Raw genomic sequence first — 21,203 nt, forward strand, 5'->3', positions numbered from 1 at the left:
GGACGGCGGGCTTCCCGGCGCGTGTGCCGGGACGGCGGCTTCCCGGCGCGTGTGCCGCGCCGGGGGCCGGGCGTCCGCCGCGCTCAGCCGCCGTGTGCCGGCTGGCAGCGAGGGCACCAGAAGAGGTTGCGGGACGCCAGGTCGGCGGTGCGGATCTCGGTGGTGCACAGGTGGCAGGGCTGGTGGGCGCGGCGGTAGACGTACACCTCACCGCCGTGGTCGTCGACGCGCGGCGGGCGGCCCATCGCCTCGGGCAGATGCTCGGGCCGGACGGTGTCGATCCGGTTGTGCCGGACGCCCTCGCGCATCAGGGCGACGAGATCGGCCCAGATCGCGTCCCAGTCGTCGCGGGCGAGGGACCGGCCCGGGAGGTAGGGGTCGATGCCGCGGCGGAAGAGGACCTCGGCGCGGTAGACGTTGCCGACGCCCGCGACGACCTTCTGGTCCAGCAGGAGCGCGGCGACGGTGGTGCGGCTGCGGGAGATGCGGCGCCAGGCCCGTTCGCCGTCGTCGTCGCCGCGCAGCGGGTCGGGGCCGAGGCGGTCGTGTATCGCCTGCTTCCCGGCGTCGGTGATCAGCTCGCAGGCGGTGGGTCCGCGCAGGTCGGCGTGGTGGTCGCCGGTGGCGAGGCGGAGCCGGACGGTGTCGGCGGCGGGCGGCGCTGGGGCGGTGCCGAAGCCGAGCTTGCCGAAGAGGCCGAGGTGGATGTGGATCCAGCCGGCGGGTCCGAAGCCGAGGAAGAGGTGCTTGCCGTGGGCCTCCGCGCACTCCAGGACCCGGCCGTCGACGAGGGCCGCGCCGGCCGCGAACCGGCCCTGCGGGCTGCTCACGCGGACCCTCTCGCCCACGAAACGCTCGTGGTGGTCGAGGGCGAGGCGGTGGATGGTGTGCCCCTCGGGCATGCGGTGCGTCCTTCAGGTGTGGGTGCGCCCGCTCCCCCGGCGGCCGGGGGAGCGGGCGGCGTCGGGCTCGCGGGCGGTCAGCCCTGCGGGTGGTGGGCCGGGATCGGGGGAAGTTCGCCAGTGGTCTCGTACGCCGAGAGCATCTCGATGCGGCGGGTGTGACGCGCTTCGCCGGAGTACGGCGTGGCGAGGAAAATCTCCACGAAACGGGTGGCCTCTTCAAGGGTATGCATCCGGCCACCGATGGAAATCACGTTTGCGTCGTTGTGCTCGCGGCCCAGCTTCGCGGTCTCCTCGCTCCAGGCGAGTGCGGCCCGCACGCCCTTGACCTTGTTGGCGGCGATCTGCTCACCGTTGCCGGAGCCGCCGATCACGATGCCGAGGGCGTCGGCGTCGGCCGCCGTCCGCTCAGCTGCACGGAGGCAGAACGGGGGGTAGTCGTCCTGGGCGTCGTAGAGGTGGGGACCACAGTCGACGGGCTCGTGGCCGTGGGCCTTGAGCCAGTCGACGAGGTGGTTCTTGAGGTCGAAACCGGCATGGTCGGAGCCGAGATACACGCGCATGGCATGAGTGTGGCATGCGGAATGCGGCTCTGTGGCGCCGGGTCTTCGTACATATGGCGGGAAGGTTTCAGCCACTCTTCATACAGCTGAACAGGAACGACAACGATCCGGAGTCGGATCTTCCTAAGCGGTCGGTACCGACTGTCTAATGCGGGGACTCGAAACCGAGAACCACTGAAGGACGGTGCACATGGGCACGCACCCGCCTACCACGGACGGGCTTCAGGCAGGACTCAAGAACCGGCATCTGTCGATGATCGCCATCGGTGGCGTCATCGGAGCCGGACTGTTCGTCGGGTCCGGCGCCGGTATCAAGGCCGCCGGACCGGGCATTCTCCTCTCTTACGCACTGACCGGACTTCTGGTCGTGCTCGTCATGCGGATGCTGGGTGAGATGGCCGCGGCCTCCCCCACGTCCGGTTCGTTCTCCGCTTACGCGGACCGTGCGCTCGGCCGCTGGGCCGGGTTCACCATCGGCTGGCTGTACTGGTTCTTCTGGTCGGTCGTGCTGGCTGTCGAGGCGACCGCGGCTGCCGCGATCTTGACCAATTGGGTCCCCGCCGTCCCGCAGTGGGCGTGGGCACTGTTGGTCATGATCGTGCTGACCGGTACCAACCTGATCTCCGTCAGCTCGTTCGGCGAGTTCGAGTTCTGGTTCGCCGGTATCAAGGTCGTCGCGATCATCGTCTTCATCATCGTCGGCGCGCTGGCGATATTCGGTCTGCCCCCGGGCGACCACGCGGTCGGTCTGACCAACTTCACCGGTCAGGGCGGGTTCCTGCCGAACGGTCCGGGCGCGATCCTCTCCGGCATGCTGCTGGTGGTCTTCTCCTTCATGGGCAGTGAGATCGTCACGCTGGCGGCCAGCGAGTCGCCGAACCCGGTGAAGGCCGTGCGGCAGGCCGTCAACAGCGTCATCTGGCGGATCGCGCTCTTCTACCTCGGCTCGATCGCGGTCATCGTGACGCTGCTGCCGTGGAACGACCCGAAGCTGGACGCGAGCCCGTACGTGGCCGTGCTGGAGTCGCTGAAGATCCCGTACGCGGGCACCGTGATGGACATCGTGGTGCTGACGGCGGTGCTGTCCTGTCTCAACTCGGGTCTGTACACCGCGTCCCGGATGGCGTTCTCGCTGGGTGAGCGCGGTGACGCGCCGAAGTCCTTCGCGAAGCTGAACAAGGGCGGCGTGCCGTCCGTGGCGATCTGGGCGTCGGTGGCCTTCGGCTTCGTCGCGACGATCTTCAGCTACACCTCGCCGGACACCATCTTCCAGTTCCTGCTCAACTCCTCGGGCGCGGTCGCGCTCTTCGTGTGGCTGGTCATCTGCTTCTCGCAGCTGCGGATGCGCAAGGTCATCGAGAAGGAGATGCCGGAGCGGCTGACGGTCCGGATGTGGATGTACCCGTGGCTGACCTACGCGACGATCGCGCTGATCCTCTTCGTCGTGGGCTACATGTTCTACGACCCGGACGGCCGTAAGCAGATGGTGCTGTCCGTCGTCGCCGCGGTGGTCGTCCTGGCCATCGGTCTGATCCTGGACCGGCGCCGTCCCCGCGAGGCCGCCGCCGGCGCACCGGCGCAGGCCGTGGGCGACGGGGCCGCGGAGGCCGCCCCCGAGCCGGCCGCGGACCGCGCGTAGCCACCGGGAGCGCACGGACACCGGAACGGGCCGGGCCCCGCAGTCACCTGTCAGGTGGGTGCGGGGCCCGGCCCGTTCCGTGGTGCCGGGGCCGGCGGGTCTCCCCCGGGCCCGGCCCCGTACGCGAGGCCGGGTCAGCCGCGGCGGCCGGCCAGTTTCCAGGCGGTGGGCAGGGCGCCCATCGCCAGGGCCGCCTTGAGGACGTCGCCGATGAGGAACGGCACCATGCCGACGGCGAGCGCCTGGCCGAAGGAGATGCCGGTGCTCAGCGCGAGGTAGGGGACGCCGACGGCGTAGATCACCGCGAGGCCGGCGGCCATCGTGCCGGCGGTGCGCAGCGCGCCGCGGTCGCCGCCGCGGCGGGCCAGCGCGCCGACGACGACGGAGGCGAGCAGCATGCCCAGGACGTAGCCGAAGGTGGCGCCGCCGGGACCGGACTTGCCCTCGGCGAACCACGGGACGCCCGCCATGCCGACCGCCGCGTACAGGGCGAGGGAGGCGAGGCCGCGGCGGGCGCCGAGGGCGGTGCCCACCAGGAGCGCGGCGAAGGTCTGGCCGGTCACCGGCACCGGGGAGCCCGGTATCGGCAGGGCGAGCTGGGCGGCGACGCCGGTCAGGACGGCGCCCCCCGCGACCAGCGCGGCGTCACGGACGCGGGCGCGGGTGGCGGTGGCGGCGGGCAGCAGGTCGGCGAGGACCGCACCGGGACGGGTGAGAGCTGCAGTGCTCATCAGGACTCCGCGAAGGTCGGAAGGGATACGGACAGGTCGGACCCGATGGACGTTAGTCCAGCGGAGCCACCGCGATCATCGTGTGGCGGCGACAAAGCGGCGCCGGGTGGCTTGGAGAGTTCCGAACAACCCCTACCCGTGCCCGGCACCGCCGTCCCCTGGGTCTTTTCGCAGGTCACGTGATGCTCGTCACCAAGCGGGCAGTGGACGCCGGAGCATTTTGCGGCGGTCGCCGGGGCGAGGAAACTGAGGTGGTCCACAGGCCACGCCGTCCGCGGGGCCCCGCACCGCGCGAGAGTGACGAGCCATGCCTGACGCACCGACCCCCTCCGGGACACCGCCGCTCGGAGAGGGCGCCGGCGAGCGGGAGCCCCTTTCCGGCGGGCTCAAGCAGCGCCATCTGACGATGCTGGGCCTGGGCGGGGTGATCGGCGCCGGGCTCTTCGTCGGCTCCGGCGCGGGGATCGCGGTGGCCGGGCCCGGCATCACGGTCTCGTACCTGATCGCGGGCGCGCTGGCGATGCTGATCATGCGGATGCTGGGCGAGATGTCGGCGGCGATGCCGGCGTCCGGGGCGTTCTCGGTGCACGCGGAGCGGGCCCTGGGCCGCTGGGCCGGGTTCAGCGTCGGCTGGCTGTACTGGTTCCTGCTGGTCGTGGTGCTGGCCGTGGAGGCGACGGGCGCGGCGCAGATCGCGCACGGCTGGGTGCCTGCGGTGCCGCAGTGGGGCTGGGTGCTGCTCTTCATGGTGGTGTTCACCGGCGCCAACCTCGCGGCGGTGAAGAACTTCGGTGAGTTCGAGTTCTGGTTCGCCACGCTGAAGGTCACCGCGATCGTGCTGTTTTTGGTGCTGGGCCTGCTGGCGGTCTTCGGGGTGCTGCCGGACACCGAGCCGGTGGGCCTGGCCAATCTGACCGGGCAGGGCGGCTTCCTGCCGCGCGGCTGGTCCGGGGTGGTCTCCGGGGTGCTGGCGGTGGTGTTCGCGTTCGGCGGTCTGGAGGTCGTGACGATCGCCGCCGCCGAGTCGGACGACCCGGCGCGGGCGGTGGGCCGTGCGGTGCGCAGCGCGGTGTGGCGCATCCTCTTCTTCTACGTCGGCTCGATGCTGGTGATCGTCACGCTGCTGCCGTGGTCGAAGCTGGTGCCGGGGCAGAGCCCGTACGTCGCGGTGCTCGACCACATCGGGATTCCGGGCGCCGGGCTGATCATGAACATCGTGGTCTTCGTGGCGCTGCTGTCGGCGCTCAACGCCAATCTCTACGGCGCGTCCCGGATGGTCTTCTCGCTCGCCGAGCGGGGCGAGGCACCGCGCGGGCTGCTGAAGGTGGCGGGCGGCGGGGTGCCGCGGCGGGCGGTGCTGGCGTCGGTGGCGTTCGGCTTCGTGTCGGTGCTGCTGAACCTCAAGTGGCCGGATTCGGTTTTCCTCTATCTGCTCAACGCGGTCGGCGCGGTGCTGCTCTTCGTCTGGGCGCTGATCGCCGTCTCGCAGCTGCGGCTGCGGCGCCGTATCGAGCGGGAGGCGCCCGGGAAGCTGACCCTGCGGATGTGGGCGTTCCCCTATCTGACCTGGGCGGCGCTGGCCGGGATGGCGGCGGTGCTGGTGCTGATGCTGACCGACGCCACCGCCCGGCCGCAGTTGCTGTGGTCGGCGGGGGCCACCGCGCTGGTCCTGTTGGTCGCCGGTGCCCGGGAAGTACGCGACCGGACAACCCGGCGCTGAAGCGAGTTGTCCCGCGATGGCGGGGCTTGTGGTGGCATACCACGATGACCTGGACACGTACGGTCACGATCGCGTCTGAATACCGAACATTCGCTGCATGCCTGTTGCCCTGAGCGGACACCGACGCCCAAACTGAGCGCGCTTCACCGAGGACCCCTCGTTCACGCCATGCGCAGGGCTGTATTCCTGCCGTCGCGGGCGGGGGGCCGGGGGTCGGCGGCGGAGGCGTACTGGTCGCAGCCCCGGGAGAACGCAGGTTCCGCTCCGCTCTCACCACTGGGACAGGTACGACATGAATCGGATATCCCCGTCCGCCGCGACCGCGCGTGAGCGGTCCGACGCGGGCCAGGGAGGCGACGGCGGCGGCACGCTGTCCAACGGCCTCAAGCAGCGCCATCTGTCGATGATCGCCCTGGGCGGGGTGATCGGCGCGGGGCTCTTCGTCGGCTCCGGTGCGGGCATCGCCGCCGCCGGGCCGTCGATCGTCCTGGCCTACGCGGTCTCCGGCGCGCTGGTGATGCTGATCATGCGGATGCTGGGCGAGATGGCCGCGGCCAACCCGGCGTCCGGTTCCTTCTCCGTGCACGCCGGGCGGTCGATCGGGCCGTGGGCGGGGTTCACCGCCGGCTGGATGTTCACCGCGCTTTTGTGTGTGGCGGTGGCCGCCGAGGCGATCGGCGCGGCGGGCATCATGACGCAGTGGTTCCCGGGCACCCGGACGTGGATGTGGGTGCTGCTCTTCATGGTGATCTTCTGCGGCGCCAACCTCGCGGCGGTCAGCAACTTCGGTGAGTTCGAGTTCTGGTTCGCCGCGCTGAAGGTCGCCGCGATCGGCATCTTCCTCATCCTGGGCCTGCTGGCGATCTTCGGCGTACTGCCGGGCACCGCCGCGCCGGGCGCCTCCCACCTCACCGGCGACGGCGGCTTCCTGCCCAAGGGCGTCGACGGGCTGATGGTCGGCCTGCTGGCGTCGGTCTTCGCGTACGGCGGTCTGGAGACGGTGACGATCGCCGCCGCCGAGTCGAAGGACCCGGTGCGCGGGGTGGCACGGGCGGTGCGGACCGCGATGTGGCGGATCGCCCTCTTCTACGTCGGCTCGATGGCGATCATCGTCACCGTCATCCCGTGGAACGAGCCGTCCATCCTCAAGAGCGGCCCGTACGTCGCGGTCCTGGACTACCTGGACATCCCGGCGGCCGGGCAGATCATGAACGTGGTCATCCTGGTGGCGCTGCTGTCCGCGATGAACGCCAACATCTACGGCTCGTCCCGGATGGCGTTCTCGCTGACCTCGCGCGGACAGGGCCCGGCGTTCCTGCGCAAAGTCAGCGGCGGGGTGCCGCGCCGCGCGGTGGTGCTGTGCTCGGCGTTCGGTTTCCTCGCGGTGCTCTTCAGCTTCTGGTGGCCGACGACGGTCTTCCAGTGGCTGCTGAACATGGTCGGCGCCGCGGTGCTGGTGGTGTGGGGCTTCATCGCCGTCGCGCAGCTGCGGATGCGCCGGCAGCTGGAGCGGGAGGCTCCGGAGAAGCTGGTCGTGAAGATGTGGGCGTTCCCGTTCCTGACGTGGGTGGCGCTGGCCGGTATCGCGGCGGTGCTGCTGCTGATGCTGCGCGACGGTGACCAGCGCGTCCAGCTGCTGTTCACCGGCGGGTTCGCGGTGGTGCTGGCGGTGATCGGGCTGCTGCGGTCGAAGCTGGGCCGGACTCCCGTGGAGGGCAACGGGCCGGCGGCCGGCTGATCCGGGCGCACGCACCGCACGAGGCGGGGCGGGACTCCTACCGGGGTCCCGCCCCGCCTCCGTCTTTGGTACCAGGCAGGCCGCCCTTACCGGGCCGGTGATCACCGCTGCTGGTAGCGTGGCGACCGTTCTTGCACACCAATTGCAATAGCTCCCTGTTGCAATAAGAAGGCGTAAGCAGTTGGAGAGGCTGGGCACATGGCGACCTACACCCTTCCGGAACTCCCCTACGACTACTCGGCGCTGGCCCCGGTCATCAGCCCCGAGATCATCGAGCTGCACCACGACAAGCACCACGCGGCCTACGTGAAGGGTGCGAACGACACCCTGGAGCAGCTCGCCGAGGCCCGCGACAAGGAGCAGTGGGGCGGCATCAACGGGCTGGAGAAGAACCTCGCGTTCCACCTCTCCGGGCACATCCTGCACAGCATCTACTGGCACAACATGAGCGGCGACGGCGGCGGCGAGCCCGACGCCAAGGACGGCGTGGGTGAACTGGCCGACGCCATCGCCGAGAGCTTCGGCTCGTACGCCGGTTTCAAGGCGCAGCTGACGAAGGCCGCCGCCACCACGCAGGGCTCCGGCTGGGGCGTGCTCGCCTACGAGCCGGTCAGCGGCCGGCTGATCGTCGAGCAGATCTACGACCACCAGGGCAACGTCGGCCAGGGCTCGGTGCCGATCCTGGTCTTCGACGCCTGGGAGCACGCCTTCTACCTGCAGTACAAGAACCAGAAGGTCGACTTCATCGAGGCGATGTGGCAGGTCGTCAACTGGCAGGACGTGGCCAAGCGCTACACCGCCGCCAAGGAGCGCGCCAACACGCTGCTGCTGGCGCCGTGACACCCCTCATGCGTCCTGCCTCGTGATCGTCTTCTCAACCTTCACCCGGCAGGCGGAAGAACGGCAGGGCCCCGCGAGGACGTGACTCGCGGGGCCCTGCCCATACCCGGGACGGGGCCCGGGGCGGCAGGTCACCGCCCCGGGCCCCGCCGGCGTCAGTCGAAGACCGGACCGGCCGTACGGGTCCGCTTGATCTCGTAGAAGCCCGGGATGGAGGCGACCATCAGGGTGCCGTCCCACAGCTTGGCGGCCTCCTCGCCCTTGGGGGCGGGGGTGACGACCGGGCCGAAGAACGCGATCTGCTCGCCGTCCGCGCCGGGCACCGCGATGACGGGCGTGCCGACCTCCTGGCCGACCAGCTCGATACCCGCCTTGTGGGAGGCGCGCAGCTCGGTGTCGTACGCGTCGGAGTCGGCGGCGTCGATCAGGTCGGCCGGCAGCCCGGCGTCGGCGAGGGCCGCCACGATCGCGGCGCGGTCCCGGCCCATGCCCTCGTTGTGCATACGGGTGCCCAGGGCGGTGTAGAGGGGGCCGAGGACCTTGCTGCCGAAGCGCTGCTCGGCGGCGATGCAGACCCGCACCGGGCCCCAGCCGCTGCCGCCGGGCCGCATCGCCTCGGCGTACTCCGGCGGGAGGTCGTCGAGACGCTTCTCGTTGAGCACGGCCAGGCTCATGACGTGCCAGCGGACCTCGATGGGGCGGAGCTTCTCGACCTCCAGGATCCAACGGGACGTCATCCAGGCCCAGGGGCACAGCGGATCGAACCAGAAGTCGGCGGGGGTCTTCGCGGTGTCGGACACGTGCTCTCCTCGTGTGCGGTGGACGCCGGACGTACGCCGGCCGGCGCCCGCTTCAACAGAGAGCCGGCGTGCCATGATTCCCGTGTCGGGCCGGTGAACGACGGAACCGGAAGAAGACGGCGAAGACGAAGAGGACGAAGGAGTCACAGCGTGCCAGGTGAGAATCTGTCCCGGGACGAGGCCCACGAGCGCGGACGGCTGCTGAGCGTCGACGGGTACGACGTGGCGCTGGACGTCCGGTCGGCGGTGAGGGGAGAGGAAACCTTCCGCTCGCTGACCACGATCCGCTTCCGCTGCGCCGAGCCGGGCGCCACCACCTTCGCGGACCTGGTGGCCCCGTCGGTGACGTCGGTGACCCTCAACGGCACCGTCCTCGACCCGTCGGCGGTCTTCGACGGCGCCCGCATCACGCTGGCCTCTCTGGCGGCGGAGAACACCCTGACCGTCGACGCGCAGTGCGCCTACAGCCGCACCGGCGAGGGCCTGCACCGCTTCGTGGACCCCGAGGACGGCGAGGTCTACCTCTACACGCAGTACGAACCGGCCGACGCCCGCCGGGTCTTCGCGAACTTCGAACAGCCCGACCTCAAGGCACCGTTCACCTTCGAGGTGACCGCGCCCGAGGAGTGGCTGGTCCTCAGCAACGGCGCCGAGGAGGGCGAGCCGTCCGGCGGCCGTCACCGCTTCGCGACGACGCGGCCGATCTCCACGTACATCACCGCCGTGGTCGCCGGTCCGTACCACTACGTGAGCGACAGCTACCGGCGGACGTTCGAGGACGGCACGGAGCTGGACATCCCGCTGGGCGCGCTCTGCCGCAAGGGGCTGGCCAGGCATTTCGACGCGGACGACATCTTCACCGTCACCAAGCAGGGCCTGGACTTCTTCCACGACCACTTCGACTACCCGTACCCGTTCGGCAAGTACGACCAGGCGTTCGTCCCGGAGTACAACATCGGGGCGATGGAGAACCCGGGCTGTGTGACGTTCCGCGAGGAGTTCGTCTTCCGCGGCAAGGTCACCGAGGCGGCGTACGAGCGGCGGGCCAACGTCATCCTGCACGAGATGGCGCACATGTGGTTCGGCGACCTCGTCACCATGGAGTGGTGGGACGACCTGTGGCTCAAGGAGTCCTTCGCGGACTACATGGGCGCCCTGGCGCTGGCGGAGGCGACGCGCTTCACCGACAGCTGGATCACCTTCGCCAACCACCGCAAGGCGTGGGCCTACCGCGCCGACCAGCTGCCCTCCACCCACCCGGTCACCGCCGACATCCGGGACCTGGAGGACGCCAAGCTCAACTTCGACGGCATCACGTACGCCAAGGGCGCCTCCGTCCTCAAGCAGCTGGTGGCGTACGCGGGCCGGGACGCCTTCCTGGAGGGCGCCCGCCGCTACTTCAAGCGGCACGCCTACGGCAACACCCGGCTGAGCGATCTGCTGTCCGTGCTGGAGGAGACCTCCGGCCGCGACATGACCGCCTGGTCGCGCGCCTGGCTCCAGACCGCCGGGGTCAACGCGCTGACCCCGCAGGTCACCTATGACGCGCAGGACCGCATCACCGAGCTGAGCGTGCTCCAGGAGGCCGCCGCCTCCCACCCGGAGCTGCGCCCGCACCGGGTGGCCGTGGGCCTCTACCGGCGCCAGGACGCCGACGGCTCGCTGGTCCGCTACGCCCGCGCCGAGGCCGACGTCACCGGCCCGCGCACCGTCGTCACCGAGCTGGCGGGCGCCGAGCGGCCCGAGCTGATCCTCGTCAACGACGACGATCTGACGTACGGCAAGACCCGCTTCGACGAGGGCTCGCTCGACACCCTCCGGGCCCACCTGGGCGACCTCACCGACCCGATGGCCCGCGCCCTGTGCTGGGCGGCGGTGTGGGGGCTGACCCGCGACGGGCTGATGCCGGCCCGCGACTACCTGGACCTGGTGCTGCGGTTCGCCGGGCGGGAGAGCGACATCGGCGTGCTCCAGACGCTGCACGCGCAGGCGCAGGGGGCGCTGGAGTCGTACACCGCGCCGGAGCACCGGGAGGCGGCGGCCCGGGAGCTGGCCGAGGGCGCGCTGCACGAACTGCGGCTCGCGGCGCCCGGCAGCGACCACCAGCTCGCCTGGGCCCGGCACTTCGCCGCGGTCGCCGACCGGCCGTCCGACCTCCAGCTGCTGCGGGGTCTGCTGGACGGCACCGCGCGGATCGACGGGCTCGACGTGGACCAGGAGCTGCGCTGGGCGTTCCTGGTGGCGCTGGCGTCGAAGGACGCGGCCGACGCCGCCGCCGTGGACGCGGAGCTGTCCCGTGACGACACCGCGTCCGGCAAGCGGCACCAGGTGCGCTGCCTGGCCGCCCGCCCGGACGCCGGGGTGAAGGCGCGGGCGTGGGCGGACGTGGTGGAGTCGGACACCCTGTCCAACGCGCTGGTGGAGGCCACCATCAGCGGTTTCGCCCGGCCCGGCCAGTCCGCTCTGCTGGCGCCGTACGCCGAGCGGTACTTCGCCGCGATCGAGCGGATCTGGCAGGAGCGGTCGATCGAGATCGCGATGGCCGTCGTCCGCGGCCTGTTCCCGTTCTGGCAGCTGGAGCAGGCCACGCTGGACGCCACCGACGCCTGGCTGACCGGGCGCGCCGACGCCGCGCCCGCCCTGCGCCGCCTGGTGTCGGAGCAGCGCGACGACCTGGCCCGCGCGCTGCGGGCCCGCGCGTGCGACGCGGCGGCGGGGGCACGGGGCTGACGGCCACGGCCCGGCGCCCCGCGGTCTCGAGGCGCCGGGCGCGGGGGCCGGGGCGCGGCCGGGCGGGCGGGGCGCCGGGGCGCGGCCGGGCGGGAAGGAGGTCGGGGCGCGGCCGGGCGGGAAGGGGGTCGGTCCAGGCGTGCGGCTCACGGCCGGGCGGACGGCTCACGGCCCGGCCCCGCCCGGCCCTGGCCCGGCCCCGCCCGGCCCTGGCCCGGCCCCGCCCGGTCCGAAACCGGCCCTGGCCCGGCCCCGTCCTGCTGCGGCGAACCCCCGCGCTCCGGAACGGAGTTGTCCGCTTCCTGCCACAGATGTGTAACAACGGTGAACCTGCGCCCCGCGCGCGGGAAAGTGCCCCGCATGACCCAGGACACCCCGCTCTCCCCGCTCCCCCGTGCCGACGGCAGCCGCTGCCTTCTGGTCACCGCGCACCGGTTGCGCGAGCGGGGCGTCACGGCCGCCGAGACCGCCGGCCGCTGCCGCCCCGGCGGCCCCTGGCGTGAGGTGCTGCCCGGCGTGTATCTGCTCCGCCCGGATCCGCCGTCCACCGAGGAGCGGCTGCGCGCCGCCGTGCTGTACGCGGCGGAGCGCGGCCCCTCGGTCCCGTACCAGGGCGGCGGGGTGCGTCCGGAGGCGCGGGCGATGCTGACCGGTCCGGCGGCGCTGGCGCTGCACGGCGTCACCGCCGCTCCCCCGCTGCCGTCGCTCAACCGGCTGCACGTCCTGGTGGGCCGCGGGCGGCGGCTGCGCTCGGCCGGTTTCGTGCGGGTCGTACGCTCCGCGGAGCTGCCCGGGGCCGAGGAGATCGACGGGCTGCCGGTGGCGCCGGTGGCGCGGGCGCTGGCCGACACGGTGGCGACGCAGACCGACGCGGCGGCCGTGCGCCATCTGCTGACGGAGGCGGTCCGGGACGGGCACACCGAGGCGGCCACCGTCGTCGGCGAACTGCGCCGGGCCCACCTGGCCGCCCGCCCGGAGGTGGTGGACACCGTGACGCTGCTGCTGGCCGGGGACCGCTCCCGCGCCGAGGACCGGCTCTACGCGCTGGTCCGTGACCACCGGCTGCCCGACCCGCTGTGGAACGTCGGCCTGCGGCTGCCGGACGGCCCGCACCTGGGCGGTGTGGACGCCTACTGGCCCGCCGAGGCGGTCGCGGTGGAGATCGACACGGCACCGGCCGACGGCGACGGCACCCTCCCCGGCCCGGCCTGGTCCCGTAAACGCGCGCTCCTGGAACGGCTGGGCATCACGGTGGTCCGCTGCACCCCCGACGGTCTGCGCCACGCCCCGCGCGAACAGGCCGTCGTCCTCCGGACCGCCCTGATGGCGGCGGTGGACCGGGATCCGGCGGAGCCGGTGGTGATCGCCCCGCGGTAGGGCGGGGGCCGTCGGCGGACCGGGCGGACGGAGCCCAGAACGCGTGGGAGACCGCCTCGGCCCCGCACCGCCCGGCGCCGGACCGGTCAGGCCCCGCACCGCCCCGTACCGGGCCGCGCCCGGCGTCGTGGCCGACCCGCGGCGCACCGCCTCGGGAACCGGCCCCGGGCGCCTCACCGCCGCCGCAGGACCAGTTCCAGGTTGCGGTCGGTGGCCTCGCCGGCCAGGTCCTTCCGGGCCTTGGGGGCGTTGGCGGCCAGTTCGCGGTAGAGGGCGGCCAGGCCGGTCTGCGAGAGGTCGGCGGGGGCGGCGCGGTGCGGGGCGGCGGATTCGACGAGGGTGGTGAAGAGCGACAGCGTGCCGTCGTGGTTGTCGGTCAGCTCGATGACCCGGGCCAGCTGCGGGAAGTCGATGTGGGAGGCGGTGGAGACCTCCCAGAAACCCGGGTGGGCGATGACCTCGTTCCGGTGGGTGTGGCCGTTGATCCAGGCGACGACGGAAGGGTGCGCGGAGAGCAGCGCGGCCAGTTCGGTGCCGGTGTGCCGCTTCTCGCGGGGGCGGGCCGGGTCGGGGCGGGTGTTGTCCATCGTCGCGGAGGTGTGGTGGCTGAAGACCAGCACGTGCCGGGCGCCGCCGCGCTCGTTCTCCGCCAGCGTCCGGCGCAGCCAGGCGAACTGCGCCGCACCGACGGAACCGGTGTAGTGCCCGGCCGGGTCGGTGGTGTCGAGGCTGATACCGAGGACGTCGTCGGCGACCGGGAAGGTGTAGTACAGGCGGCCGTCGTCGAGGTGGTCCGCGGTGTAGCCGTGGCCGTGCGGGCCGGGGCCGGTGTGCGCCGGGTCGAGGTGGGCGCGCAGGTACTCGGCGCGGGTGAAGGGCGCGCGCCGCGGGTCCGCGGTGACGTGCCGGGCCTTCTTCGCCTGGGAGCGCAGCAGCTCCTTGAAGTCCTCACCGCGCGGATCGAGGCCCTTGCGGACGGCCTTCCAGACCTGCGCGGCACGGTCGGCGGGGAGCGTCTCCAGCTTGCGGTCACCGGTGGCGACGGCGGTGAAGAACGGGTCCCCGGGCGCGTAGCAGCCGCCGGGCAGCTGGTCGTGGTTGCCGACGGTGGAGTACCACGGCATCCGCAGGCCGGGGCTGTGGACGGGGCGGATCGCCGCGTCGAGAAAGCCGTCGATACGGGGGAAGCCGAGGCGTTTGTCGGCGTCGCGCAGGGCGCTGCCGGGCTGCCAGTACAGGGGCAGTCCGCTGTCCTGGACGCCCTCGTAGCGGCGCGGGTCGCCGGAGTTCGGGGTGATCCGGCCGCCGCTCATCGCGGTGAGGAACCACTCCAGCTCCAGGCGGGAGTTGTTGTCGGTGTTGTCACCGGTGGTCATCACGAAGGCGAGGGGCGCGCCGGTCGCCGGTCCGCCGGGCAGCGCGTTGACCCGCTCGATCAGCGAGACGACACCGGCGACGGAGAGCGCCTCCTGCGGCCGCCAGGCGCTGGCCGTCTCGGCGCGCAGGTACTCGTACCGCAGCGGACTCTGCACATCGACCAGGTGCAGGTCGGTGAAGTGCACGAACGAGGCGAGGGCGGTGCGGCGCCCGGCGCGCCCGGCGTGGGCGGGGGCCAGCTCGGTGCGGACCAGCCGCCGCCAGCCGGGGCCGTCGCCGAGGTGCCGGTAGCCGCCGGAGCCGTGCGGGGTGGCGACGGAGGTGAGGGTGGTGCCCCGGGTGTACGGGGTGCCGGGCGCCGGCGGTGCGTCGACGGGGGCGGGCGCCACGGGGGCGGCGCCGTCCGGCGGGGTGGCGGCAGCGGCGGGCCGGTCGCCGCCGCCGAAGGCGAGGCCGAGACCGGCGGCGGCGCCGACCGCGCCGGTCGCGGCGAGGAAGGCGCGGCGGTCGAGGGCGGAGGCGGCGGACCGTGTGCGGGACATGCGCGGACTCCCCGGTTGCGTACGCGTAGGTGGCCGGGCAGCTCAACTGCCCGCTCACCGGGGATGTTTGGCAGCGGGGGTGTCGTCGGCGTGAACGCCACCGCAACTCCGGTGGCCCATCACCGCACAGGGATCACCGCGCCGGCCCGCCCGCCGCGCGGCCCGGCCCGGCGCCGCGGGAGGACATCGTGACGCGGACCACGTACCGGCTGTGTACCGGCCACGTACCGGAACGGATTGGACAAGGCGACGGGGTTCACACACATGATGGACACACTTCTGAGCAGGTGTTCCCCGGAGCAGCACCGAGTCAGATCAGGAAAGGGAGTCCCATGAGGATCGGAATCGTCGGAGCCACCGGTCAGGTCGGTGGCGTGATGCGGGGCATTCTCGCCGAGCGGAAGTTCCCGGTCGAGCAGCTGCGCCTGTTCGCCTCGGCGCGGTCCGCGGGGCGCACGCTGCCCTGGCAGAACACCGAGATCACGATCGAGGACGCTGCCACCGCCGACTTCTCCGGCTTGGACATCGTGCTGTTCTCGGCGGGCGGGGCGACCTCCAAGGCGCTGGCGCCGAAGGTCGCGGACGCCGGCCCCGTCGTGATCGACAACTCCTCCGCCTGGCGCCGTGACCCCGAGGTCCCGCTGGTGGTCTCCGAGGTCAACCCCTCCGCCGTCACCGAGCGCCCCAAGGGCATCATCGCCAACCCGAACTGCACCACCATGGCCGCGATGCCGGTGCTGCGCCCGCTGCACGACGAGGCGGGTCTGGTGTCGCTGGTGGCCACCACCTACCAGGCGGTCTCCGGCAGCGGTCTCGCCGGTGTCCAGGAGCTGGACGGGCAGGTCCGCAAGGCGATCGAGCAGGACGCCACCCGCCTGACGCACGACGGCGCGGCCGTGGACTTCCCCGCGCCCGACAAGTACGTCCGCCCGATCGCGTTCAACGTGCTGCCGATGGCCGGCTCGATCGTCGACGACGGGCTGAACGAGACCGACGAGGAGCAGAAGCTCCGCCACGAGAGCCGCAAGATCCTCGGTATCCCGGAGCTGAAGGTCTCCGGCACCTGCGTGCGGGTCCCGGTCTTCACCGGCCACTCCCTCCAGCTCAACGCCCGCTTCGCGAGCCCGCTGAGCCCCGCCCGCGCCCAGGAGCTGCTGGCCGGCGCCCCCGGCGTCGCCCTCTCCGACGTCCCCACCCCGCTCCAGGCGGCCGGTGCGGACGTCTCCTTCGTGGGCCGGGTCCGCGAGGACGAGACGGCGGAGAACGGCCTGGCGCTGTTCGTCTCCGGCGACAATCTCCGCAAGGGCGCCGCCCTCAACGCCGTCCAGATCGCCGAACTGGTCGCGGCGGAGCTGCGGGGCTGAGCAGTCCCTCGCACGTCACGAGGCGCCCGCCGGGAGGTTTCCCGGCGGGCGCCTCGGTGCGTTTCCGGCACGATCCGTCACGCCCTGCTCACTCAGCGGGGCGCCCGGCCGTCTCTCCCGGGAAGCCGCTGGTGTCGATGGCGAACTTCCGGCCGTCGGCCAGCTCCATCTCGACCACGTCCCCGTACCGGTACGTGCTGCTCTTCTCGTACTGCGTGCCCGTCGCTCCCTCGTGCAGGGTGCACACGCGGGTGAACGGGTCGATGATCAGGTAGGTCTCGATACCGAAGCGGCTGTACTTGGCCACCTTCGTCACGTAATCGTTGGTGTCGGCCGCCGTCGAGACGACTTCGATGGCCGCCACGACGTCCATGTAGACGTAGCGCTTGCCACGCGGCTGGGCGTCGAGGTCGAGGATCGCGAGGTCCGGAGCCAGGGAGGTCTCTCCCGGGAAGTCGATGCCCACGTCGAAGACGAGGGGGACCTCCTCACCCAGCTCGCGTTCCGCCTGCCGGATCAGGCTGCGGATGGTGTTCGACCGGGTCGGGCTCTGCGGCGTCATGATCACCTTTCCGTCGATGATCTCAACGACGTAACCCTCGATATGGCTCTGTGCCTCGACATCCCGCCAGAGCCGGTCGAGAACCGCCATGGCCACCACCTCCTAGTGCCGACTGCCTCTTCGGCCACAGTACCCACCGCCTCTGACAATGCGGGCGTGGAAGGATGGCCGCACCCCGCAGACGAGGACTCTTACGAGGAGATGACCTGGTGCCTGGCACGAACCTGACCCGCGACGAGGCACAGCAGCGGGCGCGACTGCTGACCGTGGACGCGTACGAGATCGTTCTCGATCTCTCCGGCGCGCAGGAGGGCGGCACCTTCCGGTCCGTCACGACGGTGCGCTTCGACTGCGCCGAGGCGGGCGCCGAGAGCTTCATCGACCTGATCGCGCCGACCGTGCACGAGGTACACCTCAACGGCACCGAGCTGGACGTGGCCGAGGTCTTCGCCGACTCGCGGATCGCGCTGCCGTCCCTGCTCGCCGGGCGCAACGAGCTGACCGTCGTCGCCGACTGCGCGTACACCAACACCGGCGAGGGGCTGCACCGCTTCGTCGACCCGGTCGACCAGCAGGCGTACCTCTACACGCAGTTCGAGGTGCCGGACGCCCGCCGGGTGTTCGCCTCCTTCGAGCAGCCGGACCTGAAGGCGACGTTCACCTTCACCGTCACCGCGCCCGAGGGCTGGACGGTGATCTCCAACTCCCCGACGCCGGAGCCCGAGGGCACGGTCTGGAAGTTCGCGCCGACGCCGCGCATCTCGACGTACATCACCGCGCTGATCGCCGGTCCGTACCACAGCGTGCACAGCGCCTGGGAGGGCTCGGACGGGCGGAAGGTGCCGCTGGGGATCTACTGCCGGCCCTCGCTCGCCGAGCACCTGGACGCCGAGGAGATCTTCGACGTCACCCGGCAGGGCTTCGACTGGTTCCAGGCGAAGTTCGACTACGCCTACCCCTTCGCCAAGTACGACCAGCTCTTCGTGCCGGAGTTCAACGCCGGGGCGATGGAGAACGCGGGCGCGGTCACCATCCGCGACCAGTACGTCTTCCGCTCGAAGGTGACGGACGCGGCGTACGAGACGCGCGCCGAGACCATCCTGCACGAGCTGGCGCACATGTGGTTCGGCGACCTCGTCACCATGGAGTGGTGGAACGACCTGTGGCTGAACGAGTCGTTCGCCACCTACACCTCGATCGCCTGCCAGGCGTACGCGCCGGGCTCGAAGTGGCCGCACTCGTGGACGACGTTCGCCAACTCCATGAAGACCTGGGCCTACCGCCAGGACCAGCTGCCCTCGACGCACCCGATCATGGCCGACATCCGTGACCTGGACGACGTGCTGGTCAACTTCGACGGCATCACGTACGCCAAGGGCGCGTCCGTCCTCAAACAGCTCGTCGCGTACGTCGGCATGGACGAGTTCTTCCGGGGCGTGCAGGAGTACTTCAAGGCGCACGCCTTCGGCAACACCCGGCTGAGCGATCTGCTGGGCGCGCTGGAGAAGACCAGCGGGCGGGATCTGAAGACCTGGTCGAAGAAGTGGCTGGAGACCGCGGGGATCAACATCCTGCGGCCCGAGATCACCCTCGCCGCGGACTCCACCGTCGCCTCCTTCCAGGTGCGGCAGGAGGCCCCCGCGCTGCCCGTCGGCGCCACCGGCGAGCCGGTGCTGCGCCCGCACCGCATCGCGATCGGCTGCTACGACCTGCGCGACGGCAAGCTGGTCCGCACCGACCGCATCGAGCTGGACGTGGACGGTGAGCTGACCGACGTGCCGTTCCCGGCGGGCACCCGGCGGCCGGACGTCGTGCTCCTCAACGACGACGACCTCTCGTACGCCAAGGTCCGTCTCGACGAGGAGTCGCTGAAGGTCGTCACCGGCCACCTCGGCGACTTCACCGAGTCGCTGCCGCGGGCGCTGTGCTGGGCGTCGGCGTGGGACATGACCCGCGACGGCGAACTGCCCACCCGCGACTACCTGGCGCTGGTCCTCTCCGGCATCGGCAAGGAGTCGGACATCGGCGTCGTCCAGTCCCTGCACCGCCAGGTGCGGATGGCGCTGAGCATGTACGCGGACCCGGCGTGGCGTGAGACCGGTCTCGCGCAGTGGGCGGACGCGGCGCTGGAGCAGCTGCGAGCGGCGGCGCCGGGCAGCGACCACCAGCTGGCGTGGGCCCGCGCGTTCACCGCGGCGGCCCGCTCCGACGCCCACCTCGACCTGGTCCAGGCGCTGCTGGACGGCGCGGAGACGGTCGAGGGGCTGGAGATCGACACCGATCTGCGCTGGACGCTGCTGGGCCGGCTGGCGGCGACCGGCCGCGCCGGTGAGGAGGCCATCGCGGCGGAGCTGGAGCGCGACCGGACCTCGGCGGGTGAGCAGCACGCGGCGTCCGCGCGGGCGGCCCGGCCGACGGCGGAGGCGAAGGCCGCCGCGTGGGCGGCGGTCGTCGAGGCGGACACGCTGCCGAACGCCGTGCAGGAGGCCGTCATCGGCGGCTTCCAGCAGCACGACCAGGAGGAGCTGCTGGAGCCGTACGCCGCGAAGTACTTCGACGCGGTGAAGACGGTCTGGGAGGCGCGCAGCCACGAGATGGCGTCGCAGATCGCGATCGGGCTCTTCCCGGCGCTGCGGATCTCCCCGAAGACGCTGGAGGAGACCGACGCGTGGCTGGCGTCGGCGGAGCCGAGCGCGGCGCTGCGGCGGCTGGTCGTGGAGTCCCGCTCGGGCATCGAGCGCGCCCTGAAGGCCCGCGCGGCGGATGCGGCGGCCGGCTGACGGGCCGACGCGGGCGACCGACGGCTGAGGGCTGACGGCTGACGGCTGACGGCTGACGGCTGACGGCTGACGGCTGACGGTCGGCTCGTACACAGGCGGGGCGCCCGGGACCATCTGGTTCCGGGCGCCCCGTTTCCGTACGCGGCAGGCGGGCGGACTTCCGTACGCGGCGGCGGGCGGAGGGTGGCTGACCTGGCCTTACGGGGCCGGGGCCGGCCTCGGGGCGTCGGTGCCGGGCGGCGCAAGCGGGACCGGCGCACCCGGGGCCGCTCGGGCGGCGTCGGCGGCCGGGCGCCCCGGCCCCTCGTCCCGGCCCCTCGTCCCGGTCCCGTCCCGCCGTGCCCCGTCAGCCGCCGAGCGCCGTGAAGCGGTCGGTGAGGGCGGTGCGGCCGGCCTCGGTGAGGCTGCCGTGGACGCGCATCCGGGCGAGACCGCCGTCGGGGAAGACGTCGAGCCGGACGTGGGTGGCGGTGACCGTCCCGGGCAGCACGAAACGGTGCGGGGTGTCGGGCTGGAGCTTGGTGCGGGGCAGGATCTCGAACCAGGACGCCGCGTCCTCGGGGGTGCCGTCGCAGCCGTACAGCGCGGCCCAGCCCGCGGAGTTGCCCTTGAGGTAGGCGGTGTCGATCTCGACCGCGCGGATCTCGCCCTGGGCGGCGAGACGGAAGCGGACCCAGTCGTGGGTGCCCTTGACCCGGCGGCGGCGGTTCTCCCAGCCGTCGTCCATCTTGCGGGAGAGGTCGGGCCGGATGATCTGGGTGGGCGAGGAGTAGAAGCGGTCGGAGGCGTCCTCGACCGCGCCGCCGTTGAGGACCGACGCCAGGTCGACGGTGCCGAGGGCGGCCAGCCACGCCGGGTCGGGCACGACCTCGCCGTGGACCCGCAGCCGGGCGATGCCGCCGTCCGGGTGCTGCTTGAGGCGCAGATGCGTGAAGCGGCGCTCGGCGGTGACCTCGAAGCCGTTGGCGGCGTGGCCGCGGACCGGTGTGCGCGGGACGATCTCCTCCCACTTCACGTCATCGGCGAGCAGTTCCTCGGGGCTCGGGCTGCCGGGCAGGGCGGTCGCCTCGACGGTGACCTGCTGCGGGTAGTTGCCGCGGAAGTGGGCGGTGTCGACGATGACGCCGCGGATCACGCCGGGGGCGGCGAGGCGGATCAACGCCCAGTCGTGCTCGTCGTCGGCGGGGAAGGGGTGGTCGGCGTCCGCGCCGCGGCGCCGGCGGGTCTCCCAGCCGTCCATGATCTTGCCCTTGTGGCCGAAGTGCTCGGGGTCGAAGACCGCCGGGCCGGGCTTGAGCAGGTTCTCGCGCTCGGCGAAGAACTCGTCGTTCGCGGCGATCACCCCGGCTCCGAACCGCCGGTCGGCGAGGTCGACGAGGGAGGTGAAGGCGAAGTCGCCGCCGCGGTAGTCGGCGAAGGGGTCGCCGCCGCCGTACGGGTTCGCGTCGCCCGCGTGCGGATCGGTGGAGTCGGCCGGTGTGGTGGTCATCGTCGCCCTTCGGTGGAGTACTGGCGCCCTTCGGTGGTGCGGCGCTGCG

Annotated in this window: 15 protein-coding genes; 8 read left to right on the forward strand and 7 right to left on the reverse strand. The window is 72.1% G+C overall.

The window, feature by feature from the left end:
• Positions 1 to 83: 83 nt before the first annotated feature.
• Positions 84 to 902, reverse strand: a complete 819-nt coding sequence (locus ACZ4M8_RS03695; protein WP_467603022.1) for an Fpg/Nei family DNA glycosylase — start codon at positions 900 to 902, stop codon at positions 84 to 86.
• Positions 903 to 979: 77 nt separating this feature from the next.
• Positions 980 to 1,465 (reverse strand): ribose-5-phosphate isomerase, encoded by a 486-nt coding sequence (locus ACZ4M8_RS03700; protein ID WP_467603023.1) that lies wholly within the window; start codon positions 1,463 to 1,465, stop codon positions 980 to 982.
• A 190-nt stretch (positions 1,466 to 1,655) separates the two neighbouring features.
• Between ACZ4M8_RS03700 and ACZ4M8_RS03705 the strand changes: the two genes are divergently transcribed.
• Positions 1,656 to 3,104 carry an amino acid permease gene (locus ACZ4M8_RS03705; protein ID WP_467603024.1) on the forward strand — a complete coding sequence of 483 codons (1,449 nt, stop codon included), beginning with the start codon at positions 1,656 to 1,658 and terminating at the stop codon, positions 3,102 to 3,104.
• 134 nt (positions 3,105 to 3,238) lie between these two features.
• Here the strand turns inward: ACZ4M8_RS03705 and ACZ4M8_RS03710 are convergent, their stop codons facing one another.
• The gene (locus ACZ4M8_RS03710; protein WP_467603026.1) at positions 3,239 to 3,835 is read right to left on the reverse strand and encodes a biotin transporter BioY; all 597 of its coding nucleotides are present in this window, start codon (positions 3,833 to 3,835) and stop codon (positions 3,239 to 3,241) included.
• A 307-nt stretch (positions 3,836 to 4,142) separates the two neighbouring features.
• Here ACZ4M8_RS03710 and ACZ4M8_RS03715 point away from each other — a divergent pair, with 307 nt between their 5' ends.
• From ACZ4M8_RS03715 to ACZ4M8_RS03725, 3 genes are all read left to right on the forward strand, one after another.
• A complete protein-coding gene (locus ACZ4M8_RS03715; protein WP_467603027.1) occupies positions 4,143 to 5,555 on the forward strand; it encodes an amino acid permease in 1,413 nt (470 codons plus the stop codon).
• A gap of 292 nt (positions 5,556 to 5,847) precedes the next feature.
• Complete coding sequence (locus ACZ4M8_RS03720; RefSeq protein WP_467603029.1) at positions 5,848 to 7,293, forward strand: amino acid permease; 1,446 nt, start codon at positions 5,848 to 5,850, stop codon at positions 7,291 to 7,293.
• A gap of 198 nt (positions 7,294 to 7,491) precedes the next feature.
• A complete protein-coding gene (locus tag ACZ4M8_RS03725) occupies positions 7,492 to 8,133 on the forward strand; it encodes a superoxide dismutase (protein ID WP_450957907.1) in 642 nt (213 codons plus the stop codon).
• A 155-nt stretch (positions 8,134 to 8,288) separates the two neighbouring features.
• On the opposite strand, the gene ACZ4M8_RS03730 is transcribed toward ACZ4M8_RS03725, so the two are convergent.
• Positions 8,289 to 8,933: a mycothiol-dependent nitroreductase Rv2466c family protein gene (locus ACZ4M8_RS03730; protein WP_467603030.1), complete on the reverse strand. Its 645-nt coding sequence runs from the start codon at positions 8,931 to 8,933 to the stop codon at positions 8,289 to 8,291.
• 150 nt (positions 8,934 to 9,083) lie between these two features.
• Between ACZ4M8_RS03730 and pepN (ACZ4M8_RS03735) the strand changes: the two genes are divergently transcribed.
• Positions 9,084 to 11,663 (forward strand): aminopeptidase N, encoded by a 2,580-nt coding sequence (gene pepN, locus ACZ4M8_RS03735; protein WP_467603032.1) that lies wholly within the window; start codon positions 9,084 to 9,086, stop codon positions 11,661 to 11,663.
• Between the two features lie 360 nt (positions 11,664 to 12,023).
• Entirely contained in the window at positions 12,024 to 13,040 is a 1,017-nt protein-coding gene (locus tag ACZ4M8_RS03740; protein WP_467603033.1) for a hypothetical protein, read from the forward strand.
• Positions 13,041 to 13,213: 173 nt separating this feature from the next.
• On the opposite strand, the gene ACZ4M8_RS03745 is transcribed toward ACZ4M8_RS03740, so the two are convergent.
• A complete protein-coding gene (locus tag ACZ4M8_RS03745) occupies positions 13,214 to 14,959 on the reverse strand; it encodes a TIGR03767 family metallophosphoesterase (RefSeq protein ID WP_467603034.1) in 1,746 nt (581 codons plus the stop codon).
• A gap of 332 nt (positions 14,960 to 15,291) precedes the next feature.
• Between ACZ4M8_RS03745 and ACZ4M8_RS03750 the strand changes: the two genes are divergently transcribed.
• Complete coding sequence (locus ACZ4M8_RS03750) at positions 15,292 to 16,323, forward strand: aspartate-semialdehyde dehydrogenase (RefSeq protein ID WP_467603036.1); 1,032 nt, start codon at positions 15,292 to 15,294, stop codon at positions 16,321 to 16,323.
• Positions 16,324 to 16,411: 88 nt separating this feature from the next.
• Here ACZ4M8_RS03750 and ACZ4M8_RS03755 read toward each other — a convergent pair whose 3' ends face one another.
• Complete coding sequence (locus ACZ4M8_RS03755) at positions 16,412 to 16,975, reverse strand: Uma2 family endonuclease (RefSeq protein WP_467603037.1); 564 nt, start codon at positions 16,973 to 16,975, stop codon at positions 16,412 to 16,414.
• 119 nt (positions 16,976 to 17,094) lie between these two features.
• On the opposite strand from ACZ4M8_RS03755, the gene pepN (ACZ4M8_RS03760) reads away from it, so the two are divergent.
• Complete coding sequence (gene pepN / locus ACZ4M8_RS03760; protein ID WP_467603039.1) at positions 17,095 to 19,665, forward strand: aminopeptidase N; 2,571 nt, start codon at positions 17,095 to 17,097, stop codon at positions 19,663 to 19,665.
• Positions 19,666 to 20,011: 346 nt separating this feature from the next.
• On the opposite strand, the gene alc is transcribed toward pepN (ACZ4M8_RS03760), so the two are convergent.
• A complete protein-coding gene (alc, locus tag ACZ4M8_RS03765) occupies positions 20,012 to 21,154 on the reverse strand; it encodes an allantoicase (protein ID WP_467603040.1) in 1,143 nt (380 codons plus the stop codon).
• Positions 21,155 to 21,203 lie beyond the last annotated feature (49 nt).

The sequence above is a fragment of the Streptomyces sp. NPDC027185 genome (assembly GCF_055567035.1).

Coding starts and splice junctions, on each gene's coding strand:
- ACZ4M8_RS03725 (WP_450957907.1), top strand. CDS start 7,492: ATGGCGACCTACACCCTTCCGGAACTCCCCTACGACTACTCGGCGCTG.
- ACZ4M8_RS03715 (WP_467603027.1), top strand. CDS start 4,143: ATGCCTGACGCACCGACCCCCTCCGGGACACCGCCGCTCGGAGAGGGC.
- ACZ4M8_RS03745 (WP_467603034.1), bottom strand. CDS start 14,959: ATGTCCCGCACACGGTCCGCCGCCTCCGCCCTCGACCGCCGCGCCTTC.
- ACZ4M8_RS03740 (WP_467603033.1), top strand. CDS start 12,024: ATGACCCAGGACACCCCGCTCTCCCCGCTCCCCCGTGCCGACGGCAGC.
- ACZ4M8_RS03695 (WP_467603022.1), bottom strand. CDS start 902: ATGCCCGAGGGGCACACCATCCACCGCCTCGCCCTCGACCACCACGAG.
- ACZ4M8_RS03700 (WP_467603023.1), bottom strand. CDS start 1,465: ATGCGCGTGTATCTCGGCTCCGACCATGCCGGTTTCGACCTCAAGAAC.
- alc (WP_467603040.1), bottom strand. CDS start 21,154: ATGACCACCACACCGGCCGACTCCACCGATCCGCACGCGGGCGACGCG.
- ACZ4M8_RS03710 (WP_467603026.1), bottom strand. CDS start 3,835: ATGAGCACTGCAGCTCTCACCCGTCCCGGTGCGGTCCTCGCCGACCTG.
- ACZ4M8_RS03755 (WP_467603037.1), bottom strand. CDS start 16,975: ATGGCGGTTCTCGACCGGCTCTGGCGGGATGTCGAGGCACAGAGCCAT.
- ACZ4M8_RS03705 (WP_467603024.1), top strand. CDS start 1,656: ATGGGCACGCACCCGCCTACCACGGACGGGCTTCAGGCAGGACTCAAG.
- ACZ4M8_RS03720 (WP_467603029.1), top strand. CDS start 5,848: ATGAATCGGATATCCCCGTCCGCCGCGACCGCGCGTGAGCGGTCCGAC.
- ACZ4M8_RS03750 (WP_467603036.1), top strand. CDS start 15,292: ATGAGGATCGGAATCGTCGGAGCCACCGGTCAGGTCGGTGGCGTGATG.